The sequence below is a fragment of the Caballeronia pedi genome (assembly GCF_001544915.2).
GTDB lineage: Bacteria > Pseudomonadota > Gammaproteobacteria > Burkholderiales > Burkholderiaceae > Caballeronia > Caballeronia pedi.
Window position 1 is genome coordinate 165,692 of the sequence record NZ_FCOE02000011.1, and the last position, 19,945, is coordinate 185,636.

Consider the following 19,945-nt stretch of genomic DNA (forward strand, 5'->3'; position numbering starts at 1 on the left):
CAGACTTAAAGTGCAACGGAACCCTGCTTGAATGCAGACAGCCATTTCGGATCAAGACCCCAGGAAGGAGACAACCATGCCCAAGATGAGAGCCGTCGACGCAGCCGTCCTCGTGCTGGAAAAAGAAGGAATCGATACCGCGTTCGGCGTGCCGGGCGCGGCCATCAACCCGTTCTACTCGGCGATGAAGAAGTCGGGCGGCATCAGCCACGTGCTGGCGCGCCACGTCGAAGGCGCATCGCACATGGCCGAAGGTTATACCCGCGCCGCGCCCGGCAACATCGGCGTTTGCATCGGCACGTCGGGCCCGGCGGGCACGGACATGATCACCGGCCTCTATTCGGCCCAGGCGGATTCGATTCCGATTCTCGCGATCACCGGCCAGGCGCCGCGCGCGCGTCTGTACAAGGAAGACTTCCAGGCCGTCGATATCGAATCGATCGCCAAGCCGGTCACGAAGTGGGCCGTCACCGTGCGCGAACCGGCGCTCGTGCCGCGCGTGTTCCAGCAGGCATTCCATCTGATGCGCTCGGGCCGTCCGGGTCCGGTGCTGGTCGACTTGCCGATCGACGTGCAGCTCGCCGAAATCGAATTCGACATCGACACGTACGAACCGCTGCCGGTCTACAAGCCGAAAGCATCGCGCGCGCAGATCGAAAAGGCGCTGACGATGTTGAACGACGCCGAAAAGCCGTTGATCGTTTCCGGCGGCGGCGTGTTGAACGCAGCGGCGGAAGATCTGCTCGTGCAGTTCGCCGAAACGCTCGGCGTGCCCGTGATTCCGACGCTGATGTCGTGGGGCGCGATCCCCGACGATCACCCGCTGATGGCCGGCATGGTCGGCTTGCAGACGTCGCACCGCTACGGCAACGCGACGATGCTCGCCTCCGACTTCGTGCTCGGCATCGGCAACCGCTGGGCGAACCGCCATACCGGCAGCGTCGAGGTTTATACCAAGGGCCGTAAGTTCGTGCACGTGGATATCGAGCCGACGCAGATCGGCCGCGTGTTCGGACCGGACCTCGGCATCGTGTCGGATGCGAAGGCCGCGCTCGAACTGTTCGTCGAAGTGGCGAAGGAATGGAAGGCCGCCGGCAAGCTGAAGGATCGTGGCGCATGGGTCGCGGACTGCCAGCAGCGCAAGCGCACCATGCTGCGCAAGACGCACTTCGACAACGTGCCGATGAAGCCGCAGCGCGTGTACGAAGAGATGAACCTCGCGTTCGACCGCGACACCTGCTTCGTCACGACGATCGGTCTTTCGCAGATCGCGGGCGCGCAGTTCCTGCACGTGTTCAAGGCGCGCAACTGGATCAACTGCGGCCAGGCCGGCCCGCTCGGCTGGACGATCCCCGCCGCGCTCGGCGTGCGTGCGGCCGATCCGCAACGCAAGATCGTCGCGCTTTCGGGCGACTACGACTTCCAGTTCATGATCGAAGAGCTCGCGGTCGGCGCGCAATTCAAGCTGCCGTACGTGCATGTGGTCGTGAACAACTCGTATCTCGGTCTGATCCGTCAGGCGCAGCGCGGCTTCGACATGGACTACTGCGTGCAGCTCGCGTTCGACAACATCAACGCGCCTGAACTCGAAGGCTATGGCGTGGACCACGTCGCGGTGGCCGAAGGCCTCGGCTGCAAGGCACTGCGCGTGCACAAGCCGGAAGACATCGCCCCGGCGCTGAAGCAGGCGCAGGCGCTGGCCGCCGAACATCAGGTGCCGGTCGTCGTCGAGATGATTCTCGAGCGCGTGACCAACATCGCGATGGGCACCGAGATCGACGCGATCAACGAGTTCGAGGAACTCGCCGAAACGAAGGCGGATGCACCGACTGCCGTTACGCCGCTCGACTAAGTAATGCCGCCGCGCGTTCATGACAGGAACGCGCGGGGCACATTCACTGACCGACCATCAGGAAAGAACAATGCCGAAATTTGCCGCGAATTTGACCATGCTGTTCAACGAAGTCCCGTTCCTCGACCGCTTCGCGGCGGCGGCGAACGCGGGTTTCAAGGCGGTCGAGTTCCTGTTCCCCTACGCGTTCTCGATCAGCGATATCCAGACGCGTCTGAAGGACAACGACCTGCAGATCGTGCTGCACAACCTGCCCGCGGGCAACTGGGAAGCGGGCGAGCGCGGCATCGCCTGCCTGCCGGACCGCGTCGCGGAATTCCGCGAAGGCGTGCCGCGCGCGATCGAATACGCGAAGGCGCTGAACGTGCCGCAACTGAACTGCCTCGTCGGCATTCCGACGGCGGGTGTATCGGCGGAGCAGGCGCGTGCGACGATCATCGAGAATCTGCGCTTTGCCGCTGAAGCGCTGAAGAAGGAAGGCATCAGGCTGCTGGTCGAGCCGTGCAACGGTTACGACATTCCGGGCTTCGCGCTGAACCGCTCGAAGGAAGGACTGGACGTGATCCGCGCGGTCGGCTCGGACAACCTGTTCCTGCAGTACGACATCTATCACATGCAGCGCATGGAAGGCGAACTCGCCGCGACGATCAAAAAGAACCTGCCGCAGATCGCGCACATCCAGCTCGCCGACAACCCCGGCCGCAACGAACCGGGCACGGGCGAGATCAACTACGCGTTCCTGTTCGGGCTGCTCGACGAGATCGGCTATCAAGGCTGGATCGGCTGCGAGTACAAGCCGCTCAACGGCACGGAAGCGGGCCTCGGCTGGCTGCAAAGCATCGGCGGCGTGAAAGCCACGGCTGCCGCGTAAATCTGACACACAGGAGGAGCTCGAAGTATGGCAACGATCGGTTTCATTGGCCTCGGCATCATGGGCGCGCACATGGCGCGCAACCTCATCAAGGGCGGCCACTCGCTCGTCGTGAACGGCAAGTTCCCCGTGCCGGACGATATCCGCGCGCAGACGCAAGTCGTCGCGGATTCGAGCGCGGTCGCGCAGGCGAGCGAGATCGTCATCACGATGGTGCCCGACACGCCCGATGTCGCCAATGTGCTGTTTGCCGACGACGGCGTCGCGAATGGTCTCTCGAAGGGCAAGCTCGTCATCGACATGAGCTCGATCGCCCCGCTCGAGACGCAGGAGTTCGCGAAGAAGATCAACGCGCTCGGCTGCGACTATCTCGACGCGCCGGTTTCCGGCGGTGAAGTCGGCGCGCGTGAAGCGACGCTCACGATCATGGTCGGCGGTCCGGAGAAGTCGTTCGACATCGCGAAGCCGCTTTTCGACCTGATGGGCAAGAACATTTCGCTCATCGGCGACAACGGCGCGGGCCAGACCTGCAAGGTCGCGAACCAGATCATCGTTGCGCTGAACATCGAGGCGGTCGCCGAAGCGCTGCTCTTCGCGGCACGCTCGGGCGCGGACCCGGAGCGCGTGCGCAAGGCGCTGATGGGCGGCTTCGCTTCGTCGCGCATTCTCGAAGTGCATGGCGAGCGCATGACGAAACGCACGTTCAATCCGGGCTTCCGTATCGAACTGCATCAGAAAGACCTGAACCTCGCGCTCGACGGCGCGCGCAAGATGGGCCTCGCCCTGCCCCACACGGCGAGCGCGCAGCAGTTGTTCAGCGTGTGCGCCGCGAACGGCGGCAAGGCGTGGGATCACTCGGCGCTCGTGCGTGCGCTCGAAATCATGTCGAACTTCCAGGTGGCCGATGAGCCGCAGCAAGCCAAGGCTGCTGCGTGATTCGCATCGTCATCTGAACCGTGGGGCGTCCCGCGTATGGGCACGCGGGACAACTGTCGCTCTGGGCTGAGGGCGGCAATAGTGGGGTCCGAGAGCGGCACCCGGCGGTGCGCCGGGTAAGCCTTGGTCGGTCAGACGGTTTGTCGTCGGGTGTCCGCGTCGGATTGTTGCAATTTGCGTCCTAACGCTCACGCATGAGCGGTGCTACAAATCCTTTTGTTGAAACTCAGAACTATCTGGTGGTGATCGCGACTAATCTGCCTAGACTTCGCGGGCCGTATCACTACCGTTAATCAAGGAGTTGAACAATGGGAATCCTCAGCTTTATCAAGGAAGCAGGCGAAAAACTGTTCGGCGCAGCCACGCCGAGCGCGCAGGCGGCTCCAGCGCCGGTCGATGTCGCGGCGCTGAATCAGAAGGCGGGCGAAGCCATCGCGACGTACATCCGTTCGCAAGGCCTCAACGCAGACAATCTCGATGTGAAATATGACGGCGCGTCGCATACGGTGACCGTTTCGGGTCAGGCGCCGGATCAGGCTACAAAGGAGAAGATCCTTGTGGCTGCGGGTAACGTCCAGCACGTCGACAAGGTGGACGATCAACTGACCGTGCCGAATAGCGAACCCGAGTCGCGGTATCACACTGTCGTGTCGGGTGACAATCTCTGGAAGATTGCCGAGAAATATTATGGCAATGGCTCGAAGAACGATGCGATCTTCGAGGCCAACAAGCCGATGCTGAAGAGTCCGGACAAGATTTATCCGGGGCAGGTGTTGCGGATTCCCGCGGCGAACTGAATTTTATTGTTTTGCGACTATTCCAACGCGGACTTCGGTCCGCGTTTTTTTTAGTACATATCAAAAACACGCTGCAGGTCTTTAACCCCCGAAGTCAAAGCAAGCATCAACAACACCCGCGCCTTATAAGGGTTGAGCGTCCCCGCACTGACGCTCCCGAGCGCATCATCATTCGCCGCGCCGTTGCGCATCACATGCCCGGCCCCCACGCGTGACGCACGCACCACCACAACGCCGTGCTTCATCGCATCAACGAGCGCTTGCGTAAGCGTCGCATGCATCGAGCCGTTGCCGGTGCCCGCGACAACGATGCCCTTCACGCCCGCAGCAACAAGCGCATCGACGACCACTCGCGACACATCCGCATAACTCGCGACGATCTCGACCATCGGCCACTGCCCGGCGGGGACATCGAATTCACTTGCAACGGTATGCGGCCGCACGACCGTGCGTTGAAACTCGACGCGCCCATCCTGCACGAACCCGAGCGCGCCAGTTTCGGGCGAACGAAACGCATCGACGGCGTAAGTGCTCGTCTTGGTGACATCGCGCGCGCTGTGAATCTGGTTATTGAACGCGACCAGCACGCCCTGCCCCGCCGCATCCTTCGAAGCCGCCACCGTCACCGCATTGAGCAGGTTCAACGGGCCATCGGCGGAAAGCGCGGTCGATGGGCGCATCGCGGCCGTCAGCACGACGGGCTTCGCGCTCTTCACGGTCAGATGCAGCAGATAGGCGGTTTCTTCGAGCGTATCGGTGCCGTGCGTGACGACGACACCATCGATATCGTCCTGCGCGAGCAACGCGGCGACACGGCGGCTCAGCGTCGTCCACAACGCGGCGCTCATGTCCTTGCTGTCGATGCTCGCGATCTGCTCGGCGTGGATGCGGGCGACGGAACCGAGCGCAGGCACGGCATCGAGCAATTTGTCGACGCCGACGACGCCTGCCTTGTAGCCCGCCGTCTTCGAGGCATCGCCAGCCTGTCCGGCGATGGTGCCGCCCGTTGCCAGCACGGCGATGCGAGGGAGAGAGGAAGTATTCATGCCGGCGATTGTAAATCAGCCGGCATGGGTTTTACGCCGGGATCACGCCGCTTCGCGAAGCTGGGCCGCGATCTGCGCCTCATCGAGTTGCGGCGCGAACATTTCGATCAGTCGATACGCGTAAGCGCGCAGGAACGCGCCCTTGCGCAGACCGACGCGCGTCGTGCTCGCCTCGAACAGATGCTGCGTGTCGAGCGCGACGAGTTCGGTGTCGCGCTTCGCGTCATACGCCATCGCCGCGACGATGCCGATGCCCATGCCCAGTTCCACATACGTCTTGATGACGTCGGCGTCGATCGCGGTGAGCACGATATCGGGCAGCGCGCCCGCGCTCGCGAACGCCTGGTCGACGTGCGAGCGGCCGGTGAAGTCCTGGTCGTACGTGACGATCGGATACTCTGCGATCTGCTCGAGCGTGATGTTCTCGCGTCCGACCAGCGGATGACCCTTCGGCACCACGACCGTGTGATGCCACGAATAGCACGGGAACGTGACGATGTCCGGATAGCGGTCGAGCGCCTCGGTCGAGATGCCGATATCCGCCTCGCCGTTGATGATCATCTGCGCGATCTGCTGCGGGCTGCCTTGGCGCAGCGCGAGATGGACCTTCGGGAACACCTCGGTGAACTGGCGAATCACCTTCGGCAGCGCGTAACGCGCCTGCGTGTGCGTGGTCGCGACGACGAGATGGCCGTTGTCCTGATCCGCGAACTGGCGCGCGACGCGCCGCAGGTTTTCGGCGTCGAGCAGCATGCGCTCGATCAGTTGATGCACCTCCTTGCCCGGCTCGGTAAGGCCGGTCAGACGCTTGCCGCGGCGAATGAAGATATCGACGCCGAGTTCGTCCTCGAGATCCTTGATCTGCTTCGATACGCCCGACTGCGACGTATAGAGCACGTTGGCGACCTCCGTCAGATTCATGTTCTGACGCACGGCCTCGCGCACGAAGCGCAATTGCTGGAAGTTCATGTCAGCCTCTCTTGATGCTTTTATGTCGTTATGTCATTGCGCCGGCGACGGGGCCGGAAATACGCGCAGCGCGCGCGGCACGGCCGTCACGCCATCGCCGATATCGAGCTTGAGCGCGCGCCATGCCTCGCGATCCAGCTCCGCCTCGATAACGCTGCCCGCATTGCCTTCGAGTTCGACGCGCACCGAACCGCCCAGCGTCACGACGCGCCGCACGCCAACCACGATGCCGTCGCGATGCGTGCCATCGGCGGGATAGAGCGAAAGATCGTGCGGACGCACATAGGCGAGCGCGCGGCCGCTGAAATGCGCTTCGGCGGCGATCGGACTCGCGGCGCCATCGGCGACGAAGCCGTTGGCATCGACGTTTCCTTGCAGCCGGTTCGCCGCGCCGAGGAACTCGTAGACGAACGACGTCTGCGGATGATCGTACACGTCTTGCGGGCTGCCGACCTGCTCCACATGCCCGTGATTCATCACCACGATGCGGTCCGCCACTTCGAGCGCCTCTTCCTGGTCGTGCGTGACGAAGAGCGTCGAGATATGCAGATCGTCGTGCAGACGGCGCAGCCAGCTACGGAGTTCCTTGCGCACCTTGGCGTCGAGCGCGCCGAACGGTTCGTCGAGCAGCAGCACTTTCGGCTCGACGGCCAGCGCCCGCGCGAGCGCGATACGCTGCCGCTGCCCGCCGGAGAGTTCCGATGGGAAGCGCTCCGCGAGCCAGTCGAGCTGCACGAGCTTGAGAAGTTCATGCACCTTCTCGCGGATCACGGCTTCGCTCGGACGCTCGCGGCGCGGTTTCACGCGCAAACCGAACGCCACGTTTTCGAACACGGTCATATGCCGGAACAGCGCGTAATGCTGGAACACGAAGCCGACCTGACGTTCACGCGCGCCGACTTCCGCGACGTCCTCGCCATGCAGCACGACCTGACCCGCATCGGCGAATTCGAGGCCGGCGATCACGCGCAGCAGCGTGGTCTTGCCGCAGCCCGAAGGTCCGAGCAGCGCGACGAGTTCGCCCGCCGGAAAATCGAGCGTGACGTTGTCGAGCGCGGTGAAACTGCCGAAGCGTTTTTGCAGATTGCGAACGATGATGCTCATGATGACGGCCTCTTAACTCGGTGCGGTTGTCTTGGCTTCGGTGATGGCTTGCGTCATGCGCCGCTCCGCGAGGAGCTTCAGCCCGAGCGTCACGAGCGCAAGAAGCGCAAGCAACGACGCCACCGCGAACGCGGCCGAGAAGTTGTATTCGTTGTAGAGAATTTCGACGTGCAGCGGCATCGTGTCGGTCTGTCCGCGGATGTGCCCCGAGACCACCGATACCGCGCCGAACTCGCCCATCGCGCGCGCGTTGCAGAGAATCACGCCGTAGAGCAGGCCCCACTTCACGTTGGGCAGCGTCACGCGCCGGAAAATCTGCCAGCCCGACGCGCCGAGCACGTGCGCCGCTTCCTCTTCGTCGTTGCCCTGCGCCTGCATCAGCGGAATCAGCTCGCGTGCGACGAACGGGAACGTCACGAAGATCGTCGCGAGCACGATGCCCGGCACCGCGAAGATGATCTGCACGTCGTGCGCGGCGAGCCACGGGCCGAACCAGCCCTGCGCGCCGAACATCAGCACGTAGATGAGACCCGAGATCACCGGCGACACGGAGAACGGGAGATCGATCAGCGTGGTCAAGAGCGCCTTGCCGCGAAACTCGAACTTCGCGATGGCCCACGACGCCGCCAGCCCGAACACCACATTCAGCGGCACGGCGATCGCGGCGGTCATGAGCGTCAGCTTGATGGCCGACCACGCATCCGGGTCCTTCAGCGACTCGAAGTAATAGTCGATGCCTTTCGCGAACGCCTGCACGAACACGGCGACGAGCGGCACGACGAGAAAGAGCGCAAGAAACACGAGCGCGATGCCCGTCAGCAGCCAGCGCACGGCGCGCGGCTCGGTGACGGGATTGAGGCTGTTCTCGTGCATGCGCGCGGCGGCGTTCACCGGCAGCGCCTTGCTGTTTGGCGTGCTCATGCGTGACCTCCGCCCTGATGTCCGACATGCAGCGAGGGGCCGACCGCGACGGCAGGCGCCGCGCCCGTCTTGCTGGTGCGCCGCTGCAGGAACCATTGCAGCGTATTGATGAGCAGCAGCATCAGGAACGACACGCACAGCATCACCACGGCAAGCGCGGTCGCGCCGGCGTAGTCGTACTGTTCGAGCTTCGTGATGATGAGCAGCGACGTGATCTCCGACTTCATCGGCACGTTGCCCGCGATGAAGATGACCGAGCCGTACTCGCCGAGCGCACGCGCGAACGCGAGCGCGAAGCCGGTCAAAAGCGCGGGAAAGAGCGAAGGCAGCACGACGCGGCGAAACGTGAGCCAGCGCGTCGCGCCGAGGCACGCGGCGGCTTCTTCCTGTTCGCGCTCGAAGTCTTCGAGCACCGGCTGCACCGTGCGCACGACGAACGGCAAGCCGATGAACGTCAGCGCGACCAGCACGCCCAGAGGCGTGAACGCGACCTTGATGCCGAGCGGCGCGAGATACTGCCCGATCCAGCCGTTGCCCGCATAGACCGCGGCGAGCGAGATGCCGGCGACCGAGGTCGGCAGCGCGAACGGCAAATCGACCATCGCGTCGACGATGCGCTTGAACGGAAACGTGTAGCGCACGAGCACCCACGCGACCAGAAAGCCGAACACCGCGTTGATGAGCGCGCCGCCAAGCGCCGCGCTGAACGTCAGCCGGTAAGACGCCAGCACGCGCGGCGAAGTCACCGCCCGCACGAACTGCGCCCAGTCGAGCGTCGCGGTCTTCGCGAAGGTGGCGGCAAGCGGAATCAGCACCACGAGGCTCAGATATGCCACCGTGATGCCGAGCGTCAGGCCGAACCCGGGAAGCGCGCTCGGCTTCTTGAATGTGAGGGTCGTCATCCTTGATTGATCCTTGGTTGCGCGCCGGGGTCGGGCGCGCGTTGCTGCTTCGGGCGCGCGGCGTCATTGACGCGCCGCTGCGCCCACTTCTTCCGCTTCTGCTGCTTACTGCGGCTGATAGATCGAATCGAACACGCCGCCGTCCGCGAAGTGCGTCTTTTGCGCCTTGGCCCAGCCGCCGAACGTGTCGTCGATGGTGTAGAGCTTCAGCTTCGGAAACTGCTTCGTAAGATCGGCGGGCACCTTGTCCGAACGCGGCCGATAGAAGTTGCGCGCGGCGATGGTCTGTCCTTCGTCGCTATACAGATACTTGAGATAGGCTTCGGCGAGCTTGCGCGTGCCGTGCTTGTCGACGACCTTGTCGACCACCGCGACCGGCGGCTCGGCCAGAATGCTCACCGTCGGCACCACGATCTCGAACTTGTCCGTGCCGAACTCCTTCACCGAGAGGAACGCCTCGTTTTCCCAGGCGATCAACACATCGCCCTGGCCGCGCTGCACGAAGCTCGTCGTGGCGCCGCGCGCGCCGGAATCGAGCACGCCGGCGTTCTTGTAGAGCTTGGTCACGAAATCCTTGGCAGTCTGCTCGTTGCCGCCCGGCTTGTGCTGCGCGTAGGCCCACGCGGCCAGATAGTTCCAGCGCGCGCCGCCCGAGGTCTTCGGATTCGGCGTGACGATCGAGACGCCCGGCTTGGCCAGATCGTCCCAGTCCTTGATGTGCTTCGGATTGCCCTTGCGCACGAGGAACACGATCGTCGACGTGTACGGCGATGCGTTGTCCGGCAGGCGCTTCTGCCAGTCCGCGTTGACGAGACCCTTCGAAGCGAGTGCATCGATGTCATAGGCGAGCGCGAGCGTCACGACGTCCGCCTGCAGGCCGTCGAGCACCGCGCGCGCCTGGCCGCCCGAGCCGCCGTGCGACTGCTTGAAGGTCACCGTCTCGCCGGTGTCGGCCTTCCATTTCTTAGCGAACGCCTGATTGAAGTCCTGATACAGCTCGCGAGTCGGGTCGTACGAGACATTCAGAAACGACGTCTGCGCGTACGCGGACGTGACCATGCCGAAGCTCGCCGCCGTCAGCGCCGCCGCCGCGAACAGGCGCCGCGCGCCCTTGCCTAATCCCAGTGTGATGCTTTGCATTCCCCGTTCTCCGTCTTATCGAATTGACGGAATCAGTCTAACGAGGCGCCTATATGAATGAAAATAATCGTTATTCACTTTTTTATACGAAAAACTGCTAAGAAGCTTATTCCTGGATGGAAAAAGGGCGCGCGCCCGGCAACCGGCCGTTTCGCGGGCTGGCGGGCACGAACTTAAAGTAAAGCTTGAAAAGCGCGAAATACTGTATAAAAATACAGTCACCTGTCCATTCATACAGTGCATCCGGGGCCTGAGCCAGTGACCAAGACATCCAAACTTACCGCGCGGCAACAGCAGGTGTTCGAGCTCATCCAGCGTGCGATCGACCGCACCGGCTTCCCGCCTACGCGCGCCGAGATTGCGGCCGAACTGGGTTTCAGCTCGGCGAATTCCGCCGAGGAACACCTTCGGGCGCTGGCGCGCAAGGGCGTGATCGAGCTGGCGGCGGGTTCGTCGCGCGGCATCCGCCTGCTCGGCGATGCATCGCGCATCGATCGCTCCGAGGAGTTGCCGCATCAGTTCACGCTGCCGCATCAAAGCATCATGCAACTGTCGCTGCCGCTCGTCGGGCGGGTCGCGGCGGGTAGCCCGATCCTCGCGCAGGAGCACATCTCGCAGCATTACTCGTGCGATCCCGCGCTCTTCTCTGATAAACCCGACTATCTGCTGAAGGTGCGCGGGCTGTCGATGCGCGACGCCGGCATCCTCGATGGCGATCTGCTCGCCGTGCAGAAGCGCAACGAAGCGAAGGACGGACAGATCGTTGTTGCGCGTCTGGGCGACGACGTCACGGTGAAACGCTGGAAGCGCCGCCCCGACGGCGTCGAACTGATTGCAGAAAACCCGGACTACGAAAACATTTTCGTGCGCTCCGGCAACAGCGATTTCGCGCTCGAAGGCATCGCAGTCGGATTGATCCGCTCGGGCGAGTTCTGACGGCGCGCTTCATGGGCGGCGAGGCGCGAAAGTCGAAGGCAGATCGCAAAAGACTTTCGCAACGGGACGGAAAATGTCCCGTTCAAATATCAAGATAGCCTCACCAACTGCTTCACCGTCCGTTCAGGGCGTCCCAAACACAACAAGCATGACGGCCGCCGTTCCGGTGCGCCGCGGTGCATCCTATCGTCTGGAGAGTCATCATGGAACGTTTTGCCCGTCTGCTGCCCTTCCGTCAGTTCGGCCGCCTGCGTCACCTGCGCGCGCTGATCACGTGCGGCATGCCGCGCGCCGAAACCGCGCCCGATCTCTTCGACGAAATGCCCGCGCTGCCGTCGCGCCAGCCCGCTTTCGCACGCGTGTCGCTGAGCAGCACGGTGCATGCGGAACCTGAACAGCGCGCGCCGGTCAGGGTGTACCGCGGACAATCGCGGGTGATTCTGGTGGGCAAGATCGACGAAGTGTCGCGCATGATCGACCGCTGTATCGCCGAGGAAGACGCGGGGCTTACGGGCGGCATCCTCGCCTGAATTTGCGGCGAACCGCACGCCGGACGTGAATTTCCGGGATATAAACGGCCTGCGCGCTGTCAATCCCGGATTCACGTTCTGCAAAAGAGGCTTCGCCGTCGCATGTCCCGCACTACCCGTTCTGTCGTTGCCGCGCTCGTTGTCCTGATTCTCGTCGCGGCGCTCGGTTTCATCTACGCGTCACCTTACATTGCGCTGGACCGCGTTAAGCGCGCGGCCGATGCGCGTGACGCGCAGACCGTCAATCAATACGTCGATTTTCCCGCGTTGCGCGCAAGCCTCAAGGAACAGGTCGCCGCGCTGCTGACACGGCGCGTCGATATTCAGAAAAGCGGCAATCCGCTTGCGATCATCGGTGCGATGATCGGCGCGGCGCTCGTCGGTCCCCTGGTCGATTCATACGCGACCCCGGACGGCGTCGCGGCCATTCTGAACGGTATTCCGCCGCGCGGCGATCCGGGCGAGCGTCCGCCACAGGCGGGCGATAGCGCATCGGCGAGTGCCGCGAACGCGCCCGCATCCGGTGTCACGACGGCGCAACAAGCGCCGAAAGCGCCGCCGCAGACCACGGCGGGCTATCGAAACCTGAACACGTTCGTCGTCACGTATCAGCACGGCGCCGGCGATGCGCGTTACTCGGCGATCTTCCGCCGCGACGGGCTCGTGTCGTGGAAGCTCGTCGCGGTCGATCTAAACGGCTGAACGTGCGGCGAACGGTCAAGCGCCCGCTTCGGCCTTGACCGGCTTCGCGGCATGAGCCGCTTCGTCTTCCGCTTCGGCGGATTCACCCGCCTGACACACGGCAACGAGAATGCTGCATTTCACGCGATCGAGCAGCGGCGTGTTGCCTGCGCCCATCCACCAGCGCGCGAGTCCGCTGCGGCACCGATGCCCGACCACGACGAGATCGACCTGCAAACTTTCCGCGAGCGCCGCGATTTCGTCGATCGGATGGCCGAACGCGAAATGCCCCTGCGCCGGAAGGCCGCGCTCCCGCAGCCACTCGACGCCTTCCTGCAGGATGTCGCGTGCGGCCTCTTCGAAACGTCCGCAGGCCATATCGGTTAGCAGTCCGGCGCTCTGCGCGATGCTGGAGCGCATGTCGACCACCGCGAGGACGTGCGTCTCGGCATTCAGATCCAGCGCGAGATTCGCGCCTTGCCGCAATGCCTTGCGCCCCTCTCTGGAGCCGTCATAGCACAGCAGGATTTTTCGATAGCTATCCATCGTGACCTCCCTGGCCAACTTGCCCGTCGCGCTCCGTTCGATGCGATCCGTAGCGCGATTAACCTGCGGCGTTTCTTCATCATGGTGTGTCGCCCCATACGTGGCAACGCTGGAAAACGCTAACCGCCGCGAACGTGCTAGCTCGCACCGTGCCAGAACCCCGGACACACCGGCGGACAAGCCTCTGGCACTATCGGCCGGAACCGGTTCAAACTCTTCCCGCACAGCTTTGACTCGCGCTCGCCGCATGCGGTTGCAAGCGACGCGCTGCCTTGGTGCAATGGATTACACTAGCCCGCTGGATTTCCCGATGCGGTTTTCCCTGCGGCACGAAAGCATGACTGATCAAACATTGCACCCGACCACACGAACCGAGGCCGACGAAAGCGCCACGCCGCCCGCCATCGAGTTCAACGAAGTAAGGAAACACTACGGCGAACGCATCGTCGTCGACGGTCTCTCGTTCGATGTGCGCCCCGGCGAATGCTTCGGACTGCTCGGCCCGAACGGCGCGGGCAAGACGACGACGCTCAAGATGCTGCTCGGCATCACCTCGCCGGACAGCGGCGCGATCCGGCTCGTCGGCGAGCCGGTGCCCGCACGCGCCCGTTTCGCGCGCGAGCGCGTGGGCGTCGTGCCGCAGTTCGACAATCTCGATCCCGATTTCACGGTGCGCGAAAACCTGACCGTTTTCGGCCGCTACTTCGGCCTGACCGGCGCGCGCATGGACGCGCTCGTGCCTTCGCTGCTCGAATTCGCGCGGCTGGAGAGCAAGGCCGATGCGCGCGTCGGTGAACTGTCGGGCGGCATGAAGCGGCGTCTCACGCTCGCGCGCGCGCTCGTCAACGATCCCGATGTCCTCGTCATGGACGAGCCGACCACCGGCCTCGATCCGCAGGCGCGGCATCTGATCTGGGAACGCCTGCGCTCGCTGCTCGCGCGCGGCAAGACGATCCTCCTCACGACGCACTTCATGGAAGAAGCCGAACGCCTCTGCGACAGGCTCTGCGTGATCGAGGAAGGCCGCAAGATCGCCGAGGGACGGCCGCGCGATCTCATCGGGTCGGTGATCGGCTCGGACGTGATCGAAATCTACGGCCCCGATCCGCAAGCCCTCGCCGCCGAGCTCGCGCCGTTGGTCGCGCGCATGGAGGTCAGCGGCGAAACGCTTTTCTGCTATGTCGACGACCCGCAGCCCGTGCATGCGCGCGTGAAGGGCCGCGCGGACGTGCGCTATCTGCATCGTCCGGCAAATCTCGAAGATGTGTTTTTGCGTCTCACCGGACGCGAGATGGTGGACTGAGTCAATGGATACGCTCGATCAATCCCGCGTCGACAAGAAGCGCGCGCACAGGCCGCCGGCGCACGCGGAAAGCTTCACGCCGCTGTCCAGCGCGTTGCCCGCCAACGGCACGCACTGGATGTCCGTATGGCTGCGCAACTATCTCGTGTGGAGAAAGCTCGCGATCGCCTCGATGATCGGCAATCTCGCCGATCCGATGATCTATCTCTTCGGCTTGGGACTTGGACTCGGCCTGATGGTCGGACACGTCGACGGCGTGTCGTATATCGCGTTTCTCGCGGCAGGCACGGCGGCGTCGAGCGTGATGATGTCCGCGAGCTTCGAGGCGATGTACTCGGGCTTCTCGCGCATGCACGTGCAGCGCACGTGGGAAGCGATCATGCACACGCCGCTCACGCTCGGCGATATCGTGCTGGGCGAGATCGTCTGGGCCGCGAGCAAATCGGTGCTGTCGGGCGTGGCGATCATGGTCGTCGCGGGTGCGCTCGGCTATGCGAGCTTTCCGTCGATGCTGATCGCGCTGCCCGTCATCGTGCTCACGGGACTCGCGTTCGCCAGCGCCGCGATGGTCATCACCGCGCTCGCGCCGAGTTACGACTTCTTCATGTTCTATCAGACGCTCGCGCTCACGCCGATGCTTCTGCTGTCCGGCGTGTTCTTTCCGATCGCGCAACTGCCCGCGCTGGCGCAGCACGTCACGCAGGTGCTGCCGCTCTTTCACGCGGTCGAACTGATTCGTCCCGCGATGCTCGGCCGCCCGTTCGACGGCCTGGCCGTGCACGTGCTCGTGCTGATCGCGTATGCGGTCGTGCCGTTCTTTCTCTGCGCGTGGCTATTCAGGCGGCGCATGATGAAGTGACAAATGACAAACGGCGATGGACTGCGAAGCCCATCGCCGTTTTCGCATCGTCGACGAAACAGCGCTACTTCGCCGGAAACTCGTGGTGCCCGCCGAAGCCGAAGCGCATCGCGGAGAGCATGCGCTCGGGGAACGATTCGGCATCGCGCGAGCGGAAGCGCGTATAAAGCGCCGCCGACAAGACCTGCGCCGGCACCGCTTCCTCAATCGCCGCCTCGATGGTCCAGCGCCCTTCGCCGCTGTCCGCGACTTCCGTCGAGAAGCGTTCGAGCGTGCCATCGGTAGCGAGCGCGCCGGCGGTCAGATCGAGCAGCCACGACGACACCACGCTGCCGCGCCGCCATACTTCGGCGATATCCGCGAGATCGAGCGTATAGCGTTCGCCTTCCGCCAGATCCTTCGATTCCTTGTGCCTGAGGATGTGAAAGCCCTCGGCATACGCCTGCATCAAACCGTACTCGATGCCGTTGTGCACCATCTTCACGAAGTGTCCCGAGCCGACCGGTCCGCAATGCATATAGCCGTTCTCGACGCGCGCATCGCGTCCTTCGCGTCCCGGCGTGGCGGGAATATCGCCGCGTCCGGGCGCGAGCGTCGCGAGAATCGGATCGAGCCGGCGCACGACTGCTTCGTCGCCGCCGATCATCATGCAGTAGCCGCGCTCCAGTCCCCAGATGCCGCCCGAGGTGCCGACATCGACGTAATGAATGCCCTGCTCGCGCAACTGCGCGGCGCGCCGGATATCGTCCTTGTAGAAGCTGTTGCCGCCGTCGATGATCACGTCGTCCGCGCCGAGGATCTTGTGCAGATCATTCAGCGTGTCTTCGGTGATCTTGCCCGCGGGCAGCATCAGCCAGACGACGCGCGGCGCGGCCAGCTTCGCGACGAGATCGCCCAGATCCTTCGCGCCCGTCGCGCCTTCGCTGGCGAGCGCCTCGGTCGCCTGCGGGGCGTGGTCGTACACGACGCACGTGTGCCCGCCGCGCATCAGGCGCCGTCCGATGTTGCCGCCCATGCGTCCCAGTCCCACGATGCCGATCTGCATGATTATTTACTCCTTGCCGTTGGATTTCACGCGCGCGATCTGCTTCTTCGCTTCTTCGTAGACGCGCTCCGGCGTGAAGCCGAATTTCGTCTTGAGCGCCTTCAATGGCGCCGACGCGCCGAACGTGTGCATCACGATCTGCGATCCCAGGCGGCCGACGTAGCGATCCCAGCCGAGCGTCGCGGCCTGCTCGACACACACGCGAGCGTTCACGTCCGGCGGCAGCACCGAGTCCTTGTACGCCTGATCCTGCTTCTCGAAGATGTCCCATGACGGCATCGACACGACGCGCGCCGCGATGCCTTCGGCCTTCAGCTTCTCGTATGCCTCGACGCACAGCGACACTTCGCTGCCGGTCGCGAGCAGCAGCACTTCGGGCTTCTTGCCGCCTGCGGTATCGGCGAGCACGTACGCGCCGCGCTTCACGCCATCGGCCGATGCGTATTTCTCGCGATCGAAGGTCGGCAGCGGCTGGCGCGTCAGCACGATGCACGACGGCTCCTTCGGATGCGACAGCGCGACGCGCCACACTTCTGCCACTTCGTTCGCATCGGCGGGACGCAGCGTGGAGAGGCCCGGCACGCCGCGCAAGGAAGCCAGTTGCTCGATCGGCTGATGCGTCGGTCCGTCTTCACCGACGCCGATCGAATCGTGCGTGAACACGTAGATCACCGGCACTTCCATGATCGCGGAGAGGCGGATCGGCGGCTTCATGTAATCGCTGAAGATCAGGAACGTCGATCCATACGGCCGCAGTCCGGACAGCGCGAGGCCGTTGCAGACCGCGCCCATGCCGTGCTCGCGAATCCCGAAGTGCAGATTGCGCCCGCTGTAGCTGTCGTGTTCGAAGCTGCCCGCGCCCTCGAACTTGAGGTTCGTCTTGGTCGAAGGCGACAGATCCGCCGAGCCGCCGATCAGCCAGGGCAGGCGCGGCGCGATCGCGTTGAGCACCTTGCCCGACGAGTCGCGCGTCGCGATGCCCTTTTCGTCCGGCTCGAAGGTGGGAATATCGGCGTCCCAGCCTTCAGGCAGCTTGTTCTGGAGCATCAGCCACGCTTCTTTCGCGAGTTCCGGATTCGACTTCTCGTAGGCGTCGAAGCGCTGCTTCCACTCGGCGTGCAGCTTCTTGCCGCGCGCGCCCATGCCGTCGGCGAAATGCTGCATGACGCCGTCGGGCACGTAAAACTGCTTGTCCTCGGGCCAGCCGTAGAACTTCTTCGCGAGCTTGATTTCGTCCTCGCCGAGCGGCTCGCCGTGCGCGCCGGACGTGTCCTGCTTGTGCGGCGCGCCCCAGCCAATGATGCTCTTCACGACGATCAGCGTCGGCTTGTCGGTGTGGGACTTCGCCTTGTTGATGGCGTCTTCGAGCGCGCTGGCGTCGTTGGCGTCGTCTACGTGCAGCGTGTGCCAGTTGTAGCCGTGAAAGCGCGCTTCGACATCGTCGCTGTAGGCGAGGTCCGTGTGACCTTCGATGGTGATGCGGTTGCTGTCGTAGATCCAGATGAGGTTCGACAGCCGCAGATGCCCCGCGAGCGACGCCGCTTCGTGCGATACGCCTTCCATCATGTCGCCGTCGCCACACAGCGCGTAGACGCGGTAATCGAAGATTGCGTCCTTGCCCTTGTTGAAGTGGGCTTCCTTCCAGCGCGCGGCCATCGCCATGCCGACGCTGTTGCCGAGACCCTGCCCGAGCGGGCCGGTCGTCGTTTCGACGCCGGTCGTCATGCGGTATTCCGGGTGGCCCGGCGTCTTGCTGTCGAGTTGGCGGAAATGCTCGATGTCGTCGAGCGACACCGCGGGCTTGCCGGTCGGCTTGCCGTCCTGGCCGAATTCCTTCACGCCCGCCAGATGCAGCAGCGAATACAGCAGCATCGACGCGTGACCGACCGACAGCACGAAGCGGTCGCGATTCGGCCAAAGCGGCGCGTCAGGATCGTAACGGAGATGGTTCTGCCAGAGATGGAAGGCGACGGGCGCGAGCGCCATCGGCGTGCCGGGGTGGCCGGAATTGGCCTTTTGCACGGCGTCCATCGAGAGAGTACGGATGGTGTCGATCGTCAGACGATCGAGATCTTTGGCCTGCGGTGTTGCTTGAGACATGAGCGACGACTCCTTTGCAAAGAGCGCGCTGTGGCGAAAGGCGCCGCAGCGGGCAACCAGGACCATCGAGCAAGTGTAGTGCCTTGCAGCCGGCACCGCACGGCGAGTATTGCGAGGGGCGCGCCGTGCCGCATCACGGCGGCACGACAGACAAACGGATGCGGTTTCAGAAGATGGGATGACCCGCCGCACGAACGTCAATGCTGACACATTCGGGGCCAGCCCATCCGATTCTTCGACAAATCGTTGACCGGACAGGGAATTCAGGGCGCCGGATTCGGCTGGCGTTCGTGCAGTGCTTCGATTTCGGCCAGAATTTCCTCCGACAGTTCCACGTTCACGCTATCGATGTTCTCCTTCAGTTGCGGCATCGACGTCGCGCCGATCAACGTGCTCGTCGTGAACGGCCGCGTGTTGACGAACGCGAGCGCGAGTTGCGTGGGCGTCAGGCCGTGACGCTTCGCCAGTTCGACATACGACGAGATTGCCGCGACTGCCTGCGGCTTGCTGTAACGCTGAAAACGTTCGTACAGCGTGATGCGCGCGCCGGCCGGACGTGCGCCGCCTTCGTACTTGCCCGACAGCCAGCCGAACGCAAGCGGCGAGTACGCGAGCAGCCCGACGCCTTCCTGGTGCGTGAACTCGGACAGCCCGAGTTCATACGTGCGGTTCACGAGACTGTACGGATTCTGAATGCTGACGATCTTCGGCAGGCCCACTTTCTCTGCCGCGCGCAGAAACTGCGCGACGCCCCACGGCGTTTCGTTCGACACGCCCACATAGCGGATCTTGCCCGCCTTCACGATCTCCGCGAGCGCGGCGAGGGTTTCCTCGATCGGCACCGTGTACTCGTCTTCGAGATACGGATAGTTCGGGCGTCCGAAGGTCATCGTGCTGCGGTCCGGCCAGTGCAGCTGATACAGATCGACGTAATCGGTTTGCAGGCGCTTCAGGCTGCCGTCGATGGCCTCGTTCAGATTCTTGCGATCGAACTGGTTGCCCGCGCCGCGAATGTGCCGCGGATTGTGCGGCTGACGCGCGGGCCCGGCGATCTTCGTCGCCAGCACGATGTCCGCGCGCTTCGCAGCGTTCTTCGCGAGCCACGTACCGATATATTCCTCCGTGCGGCCCTGCGTTTCGGGGCGCGGCGGCACCGGGTACATTTCGGCGGCATCGATCAGATTCACGCCCTGAGCGAGCGCATAGCCGATCTGCTCGTGCGCGTCGCTTTCCGTGTTCTGCTCGCCCCAGGTCATGGTGCCGAGCCCGATCAGACTCACGTCGACACCCGAATCACCCAGTTTCCGAAACTTCATTGCTCAGTCCTCTTGTTGGCGTAGTGTTTGCGCGCTGTCGGCGCATTGTCGGAAATGCTGCTTGGCTGGTTTTCCGGCAATCGCAAAAACT

The 19,945-nt window shown here is 63.7% G+C and carries 19 protein-coding genes; 9 read left to right on the top strand and 10 right to left on the bottom strand.

Translation table 11 applies throughout. The features are described 5' to 3' along the window. Nucleotides 1–76: 76 nt before the first annotated feature. The 4 genes from gcl to lysM all read left to right on the top strand — a co-directional run bounded on the left by gcl (nucleotide 77) and on the right by lysM (nucleotide 4,456). A complete protein-coding gene (gene gcl / locus AWB80_RS18920; RefSeq protein ID WP_061176184.1) occupies nucleotides 77–1,852 on the top strand; it encodes a glyoxylate carboligase in 1,776 nt (591 codons plus the stop codon). A gap of 70 nt (nucleotides 1,853–1,922) precedes the next feature. Continuing rightward, complete coding sequence (gene hyi / locus AWB80_RS18925; RefSeq protein ID WP_061176185.1) at nucleotides 1,923–2,723, top strand: hydroxypyruvate isomerase; 801 nt, start codon at nucleotides 1,923–1,925, stop codon at nucleotides 2,721–2,723. Nucleotides 2,724–2,750: 27 nt separating this feature from the next. After that, nucleotides 2,751–3,659, top strand: coding sequence for a 2-hydroxy-3-oxopropionate reductase (locus AWB80_RS18930; RefSeq protein WP_061176186.1), 909 nt, complete (start codon nucleotides 2,751–2,753; stop codon nucleotides 3,657–3,659). 308 nt (nucleotides 3,660–3,967) lie between these two features. Further along, nucleotides 3,968–4,456, top strand: coding sequence for a peptidoglycan-binding protein LysM (gene lysM / locus AWB80_RS18935; RefSeq protein ID WP_061176187.1), 489 nt, complete (start codon nucleotides 3,968–3,970; stop codon nucleotides 4,454–4,456). Between the two features lie 50 nt (nucleotides 4,457–4,506). On the opposite strand, the gene AWB80_RS18940 is transcribed toward lysM, so the two are convergent. The 6 genes from AWB80_RS18940 to AWB80_RS18965 form a co-directional block, all read right to left on the bottom strand. Beyond that, a complete protein-coding gene (locus AWB80_RS18940) occupies nucleotides 4,507–5,502 on the bottom strand; it encodes an asparaginase (protein WP_087131403.1) in 996 nt (331 codons plus the stop codon). Between the two features lie 42 nt (nucleotides 5,503–5,544). After that, nucleotides 5,545–6,471 carry a CysB family HTH-type transcriptional regulator gene (locus AWB80_RS18945; RefSeq protein WP_061176189.1) on the bottom strand — a complete coding sequence of 309 codons (927 nt, stop codon included), beginning with the start codon at nucleotides 6,469–6,471 and terminating at the stop codon, nucleotides 5,545–5,547. 33 nt (nucleotides 6,472–6,504) lie between these two features. After that, a complete protein-coding gene (locus tag AWB80_RS18950; RefSeq protein WP_061176190.1) occupies nucleotides 6,505–7,575 on the bottom strand; it encodes a sulfate/molybdate ABC transporter ATP-binding protein in 1,071 nt (356 codons plus the stop codon). Nucleotides 7,576–7,587: 12 nt separating this feature from the next. Continuing rightward, on the bottom strand, nucleotides 7,588–8,448 hold the full coding sequence (gene cysW / locus AWB80_RS18955; RefSeq protein ID WP_087131407.1) for a sulfate ABC transporter permease subunit CysW: 861 nt from the start codon (nucleotides 8,446–8,448) through the stop codon (nucleotides 7,588–7,590). Nucleotides 8,449–8,492: 44 nt separating this feature from the next. Beyond that, on the bottom strand, nucleotides 8,493–9,398 hold the full coding sequence (gene cysT, locus AWB80_RS18960; RefSeq protein WP_061176192.1) for a sulfate ABC transporter permease subunit CysT: 906 nt from the start codon (nucleotides 9,396–9,398) through the stop codon (nucleotides 8,493–8,495). A 105-nt stretch (nucleotides 9,399–9,503) separates the two neighbouring features. Further along, complete coding sequence (locus AWB80_RS18965; RefSeq protein ID WP_061176193.1) at nucleotides 9,504–10,538, bottom strand: sulfate ABC transporter substrate-binding protein; 1,035 nt, start codon at nucleotides 10,536–10,538, stop codon at nucleotides 9,504–9,506. 258 nt (nucleotides 10,539–10,796) lie between these two features. Between AWB80_RS18965 and lexA the strand changes: the two genes are divergently transcribed. From lexA to AWB80_RS18980, 3 genes are all read left to right on the top strand, one after another. Beyond that, nucleotides 10,797–11,474, top strand: a complete 678-nt coding sequence (gene lexA / locus AWB80_RS18970; RefSeq protein WP_061176194.1) for a transcriptional repressor LexA — start codon at nucleotides 10,797–10,799, stop codon at nucleotides 11,472–11,474. Between the two features lie 203 nt (nucleotides 11,475–11,677). Further along, nucleotides 11,678–12,004, top strand: coding sequence for a hypothetical protein (locus AWB80_RS18975; RefSeq protein WP_061176195.1), 327 nt, complete (start codon nucleotides 11,678–11,680; stop codon nucleotides 12,002–12,004). Nucleotides 12,005–12,106: 102 nt separating this feature from the next. Continuing rightward, nucleotides 12,107–12,706, top strand: a complete 600-nt coding sequence (locus AWB80_RS18980; protein ID WP_061176196.1) for a DUF2939 domain-containing protein — start codon at nucleotides 12,107–12,109, stop codon at nucleotides 12,704–12,706. Nucleotides 12,707–12,721: 15 nt separating this feature from the next. Here the strand turns inward: AWB80_RS18980 and AWB80_RS18985 are convergent, their stop codons facing one another. Continuing rightward, nucleotides 12,722–13,231 carry a universal stress protein gene (locus AWB80_RS18985; RefSeq protein ID WP_061176242.1) on the bottom strand — a complete coding sequence of 170 codons (510 nt, stop codon included), beginning with the start codon at nucleotides 13,229–13,231 and terminating at the stop codon, nucleotides 12,722–12,724. A 337-nt stretch (nucleotides 13,232–13,568) separates the two neighbouring features. On the opposite strand from AWB80_RS18985, the gene nodI reads away from it, so the two are divergent. Next, a complete protein-coding gene (nodI, locus tag AWB80_RS18990; RefSeq protein WP_061176243.1) occupies nucleotides 13,569–14,534 on the top strand; it encodes a nodulation factor ABC transporter ATP-binding protein NodI in 966 nt (321 codons plus the stop codon). Between the two features lie 4 nt (nucleotides 14,535–14,538). Next, nucleotides 14,539–15,393, top strand: a complete 855-nt coding sequence (locus tag AWB80_RS18995) for an ABC transporter permease (RefSeq protein WP_279628661.1) — start codon at nucleotides 14,539–14,541, stop codon at nucleotides 15,391–15,393. Between the two features lie 64 nt (nucleotides 15,394–15,457). Here the strand turns inward: AWB80_RS18995 and gnd are convergent, their stop codons facing one another. The 3 genes from gnd to AWB80_RS19010 form a co-directional block, all read right to left on the bottom strand. Beyond that, nucleotides 15,458–16,438, bottom strand: a complete 981-nt coding sequence (gene gnd, locus AWB80_RS19000) for a phosphogluconate dehydrogenase (NAD(+)-dependent, decarboxylating) (protein WP_061176197.1) — start codon at nucleotides 16,436–16,438, stop codon at nucleotides 15,458–15,460. A gap of 6 nt (nucleotides 16,439–16,444) precedes the next feature. Then, nucleotides 16,445–18,538 (bottom strand): transketolase, encoded by a 2,094-nt coding sequence (gene tkt / locus AWB80_RS19005; protein ID WP_061176198.1) that lies wholly within the window; start codon nucleotides 18,536–18,538, stop codon nucleotides 16,445–16,447. Between the two features lie 263 nt (nucleotides 18,539–18,801). Further along, complete coding sequence (locus AWB80_RS19010; RefSeq protein WP_061176199.1) at nucleotides 18,802–19,854, bottom strand: NADP(H)-dependent aldo-keto reductase; 1,053 nt, start codon at nucleotides 19,852–19,854, stop codon at nucleotides 18,802–18,804. Between the last annotated feature and the right edge of the window lie 91 nt (nucleotides 19,855–19,945).

Bases quoted from the DNA above. Each gene is read 5' to 3' on its own strand.
- AWB80_RS18930 (WP_061176186.1), top strand. From the start codon at position 2,751: ATGGCAACGATCGGTTTCATTGGCCTCGGCATCATGGGCGCGCACATG.
- hyi (WP_061176185.1), top strand. From the start codon at position 1,923: ATGCCGAAATTTGCCGCGAATTTGACCATGCTGTTCAACGAAGTCCCG.
- AWB80_RS18940 (WP_087131403.1), bottom strand. From the start codon at position 5,502: ATGAATACTTCCTCTCTCCCTCGCATCGCCGTGCTGGCAACGGGCGGC.
- AWB80_RS18985 (WP_061176242.1), bottom strand. From the start codon at position 13,231: ATGGATAGCTATCGAAAAATCCTGCTGTGCTATGACGGCTCCAGAGAG.
- AWB80_RS18980 (WP_061176196.1), top strand. From the start codon at position 12,107: ATGTCCCGCACTACCCGTTCTGTCGTTGCCGCGCTCGTTGTCCTGATT.
- AWB80_RS18965 (WP_061176193.1), bottom strand. From the start codon at position 10,538: ATGCAAAGCATCACACTGGGATTAGGCAAGGGCGCGCGGCGCCTGTTC.
- AWB80_RS18950 (WP_061176190.1), bottom strand. From the start codon at position 7,575: ATGAGCATCATCGTTCGCAATCTGCAAAAACGCTTCGGCAGTTTCACC.
- tkt (WP_061176198.1), bottom strand. From the start codon at position 18,538: ATGTCTCAAGCAACACCGCAGGCCAAAGATCTCGATCGTCTGACGATC.
- cysW (WP_087131407.1), bottom strand. From the start codon at position 8,448: ATGCACGAGAACAGCCTCAATCCCGTCACCGAGCCGCGCGCCGTGCGC.
- nodI (WP_061176243.1), top strand. From the start codon at position 13,569: ATGACTGATCAAACATTGCACCCGACCACACGAACCGAGGCCGACGAA.
- AWB80_RS19010 (WP_061176199.1), bottom strand. From the start codon at position 19,854: ATGAAGTTTCGGAAACTGGGTGATTCGGGTGTCGACGTGAGTCTGATC.
- cysT (WP_061176192.1), bottom strand. From the start codon at position 9,398: ATGACGACCCTCACATTCAAGAAGCCGAGCGCGCTTCCCGGGTTCGGC.
- AWB80_RS18995 (WP_279628661.1), top strand. From the start codon at position 14,539: ATGGATACGCTCGATCAATCCCGCGTCGACAAGAAGCGCGCGCACAGG.
- AWB80_RS18975 (WP_061176195.1), top strand. From the start codon at position 11,678: ATGGAACGTTTTGCCCGTCTGCTGCCCTTCCGTCAGTTCGGCCGCCTG.
- gcl (WP_061176184.1), top strand. From the start codon at position 77: ATGCCCAAGATGAGAGCCGTCGACGCAGCCGTCCTCGTGCTGGAAAAA.
- AWB80_RS18945 (WP_061176189.1), bottom strand. From the start codon at position 6,471: ATGAACTTCCAGCAATTGCGCTTCGTGCGCGAGGCCGTGCGTCAGAAC.
- lysM (WP_061176187.1), top strand. From the start codon at position 3,968: ATGGGAATCCTCAGCTTTATCAAGGAAGCAGGCGAAAAACTGTTCGGC.
- gnd (WP_061176197.1), bottom strand. From the start codon at position 16,438: ATGCAGATCGGCATCGTGGGACTGGGACGCATGGGCGGCAACATCGGA.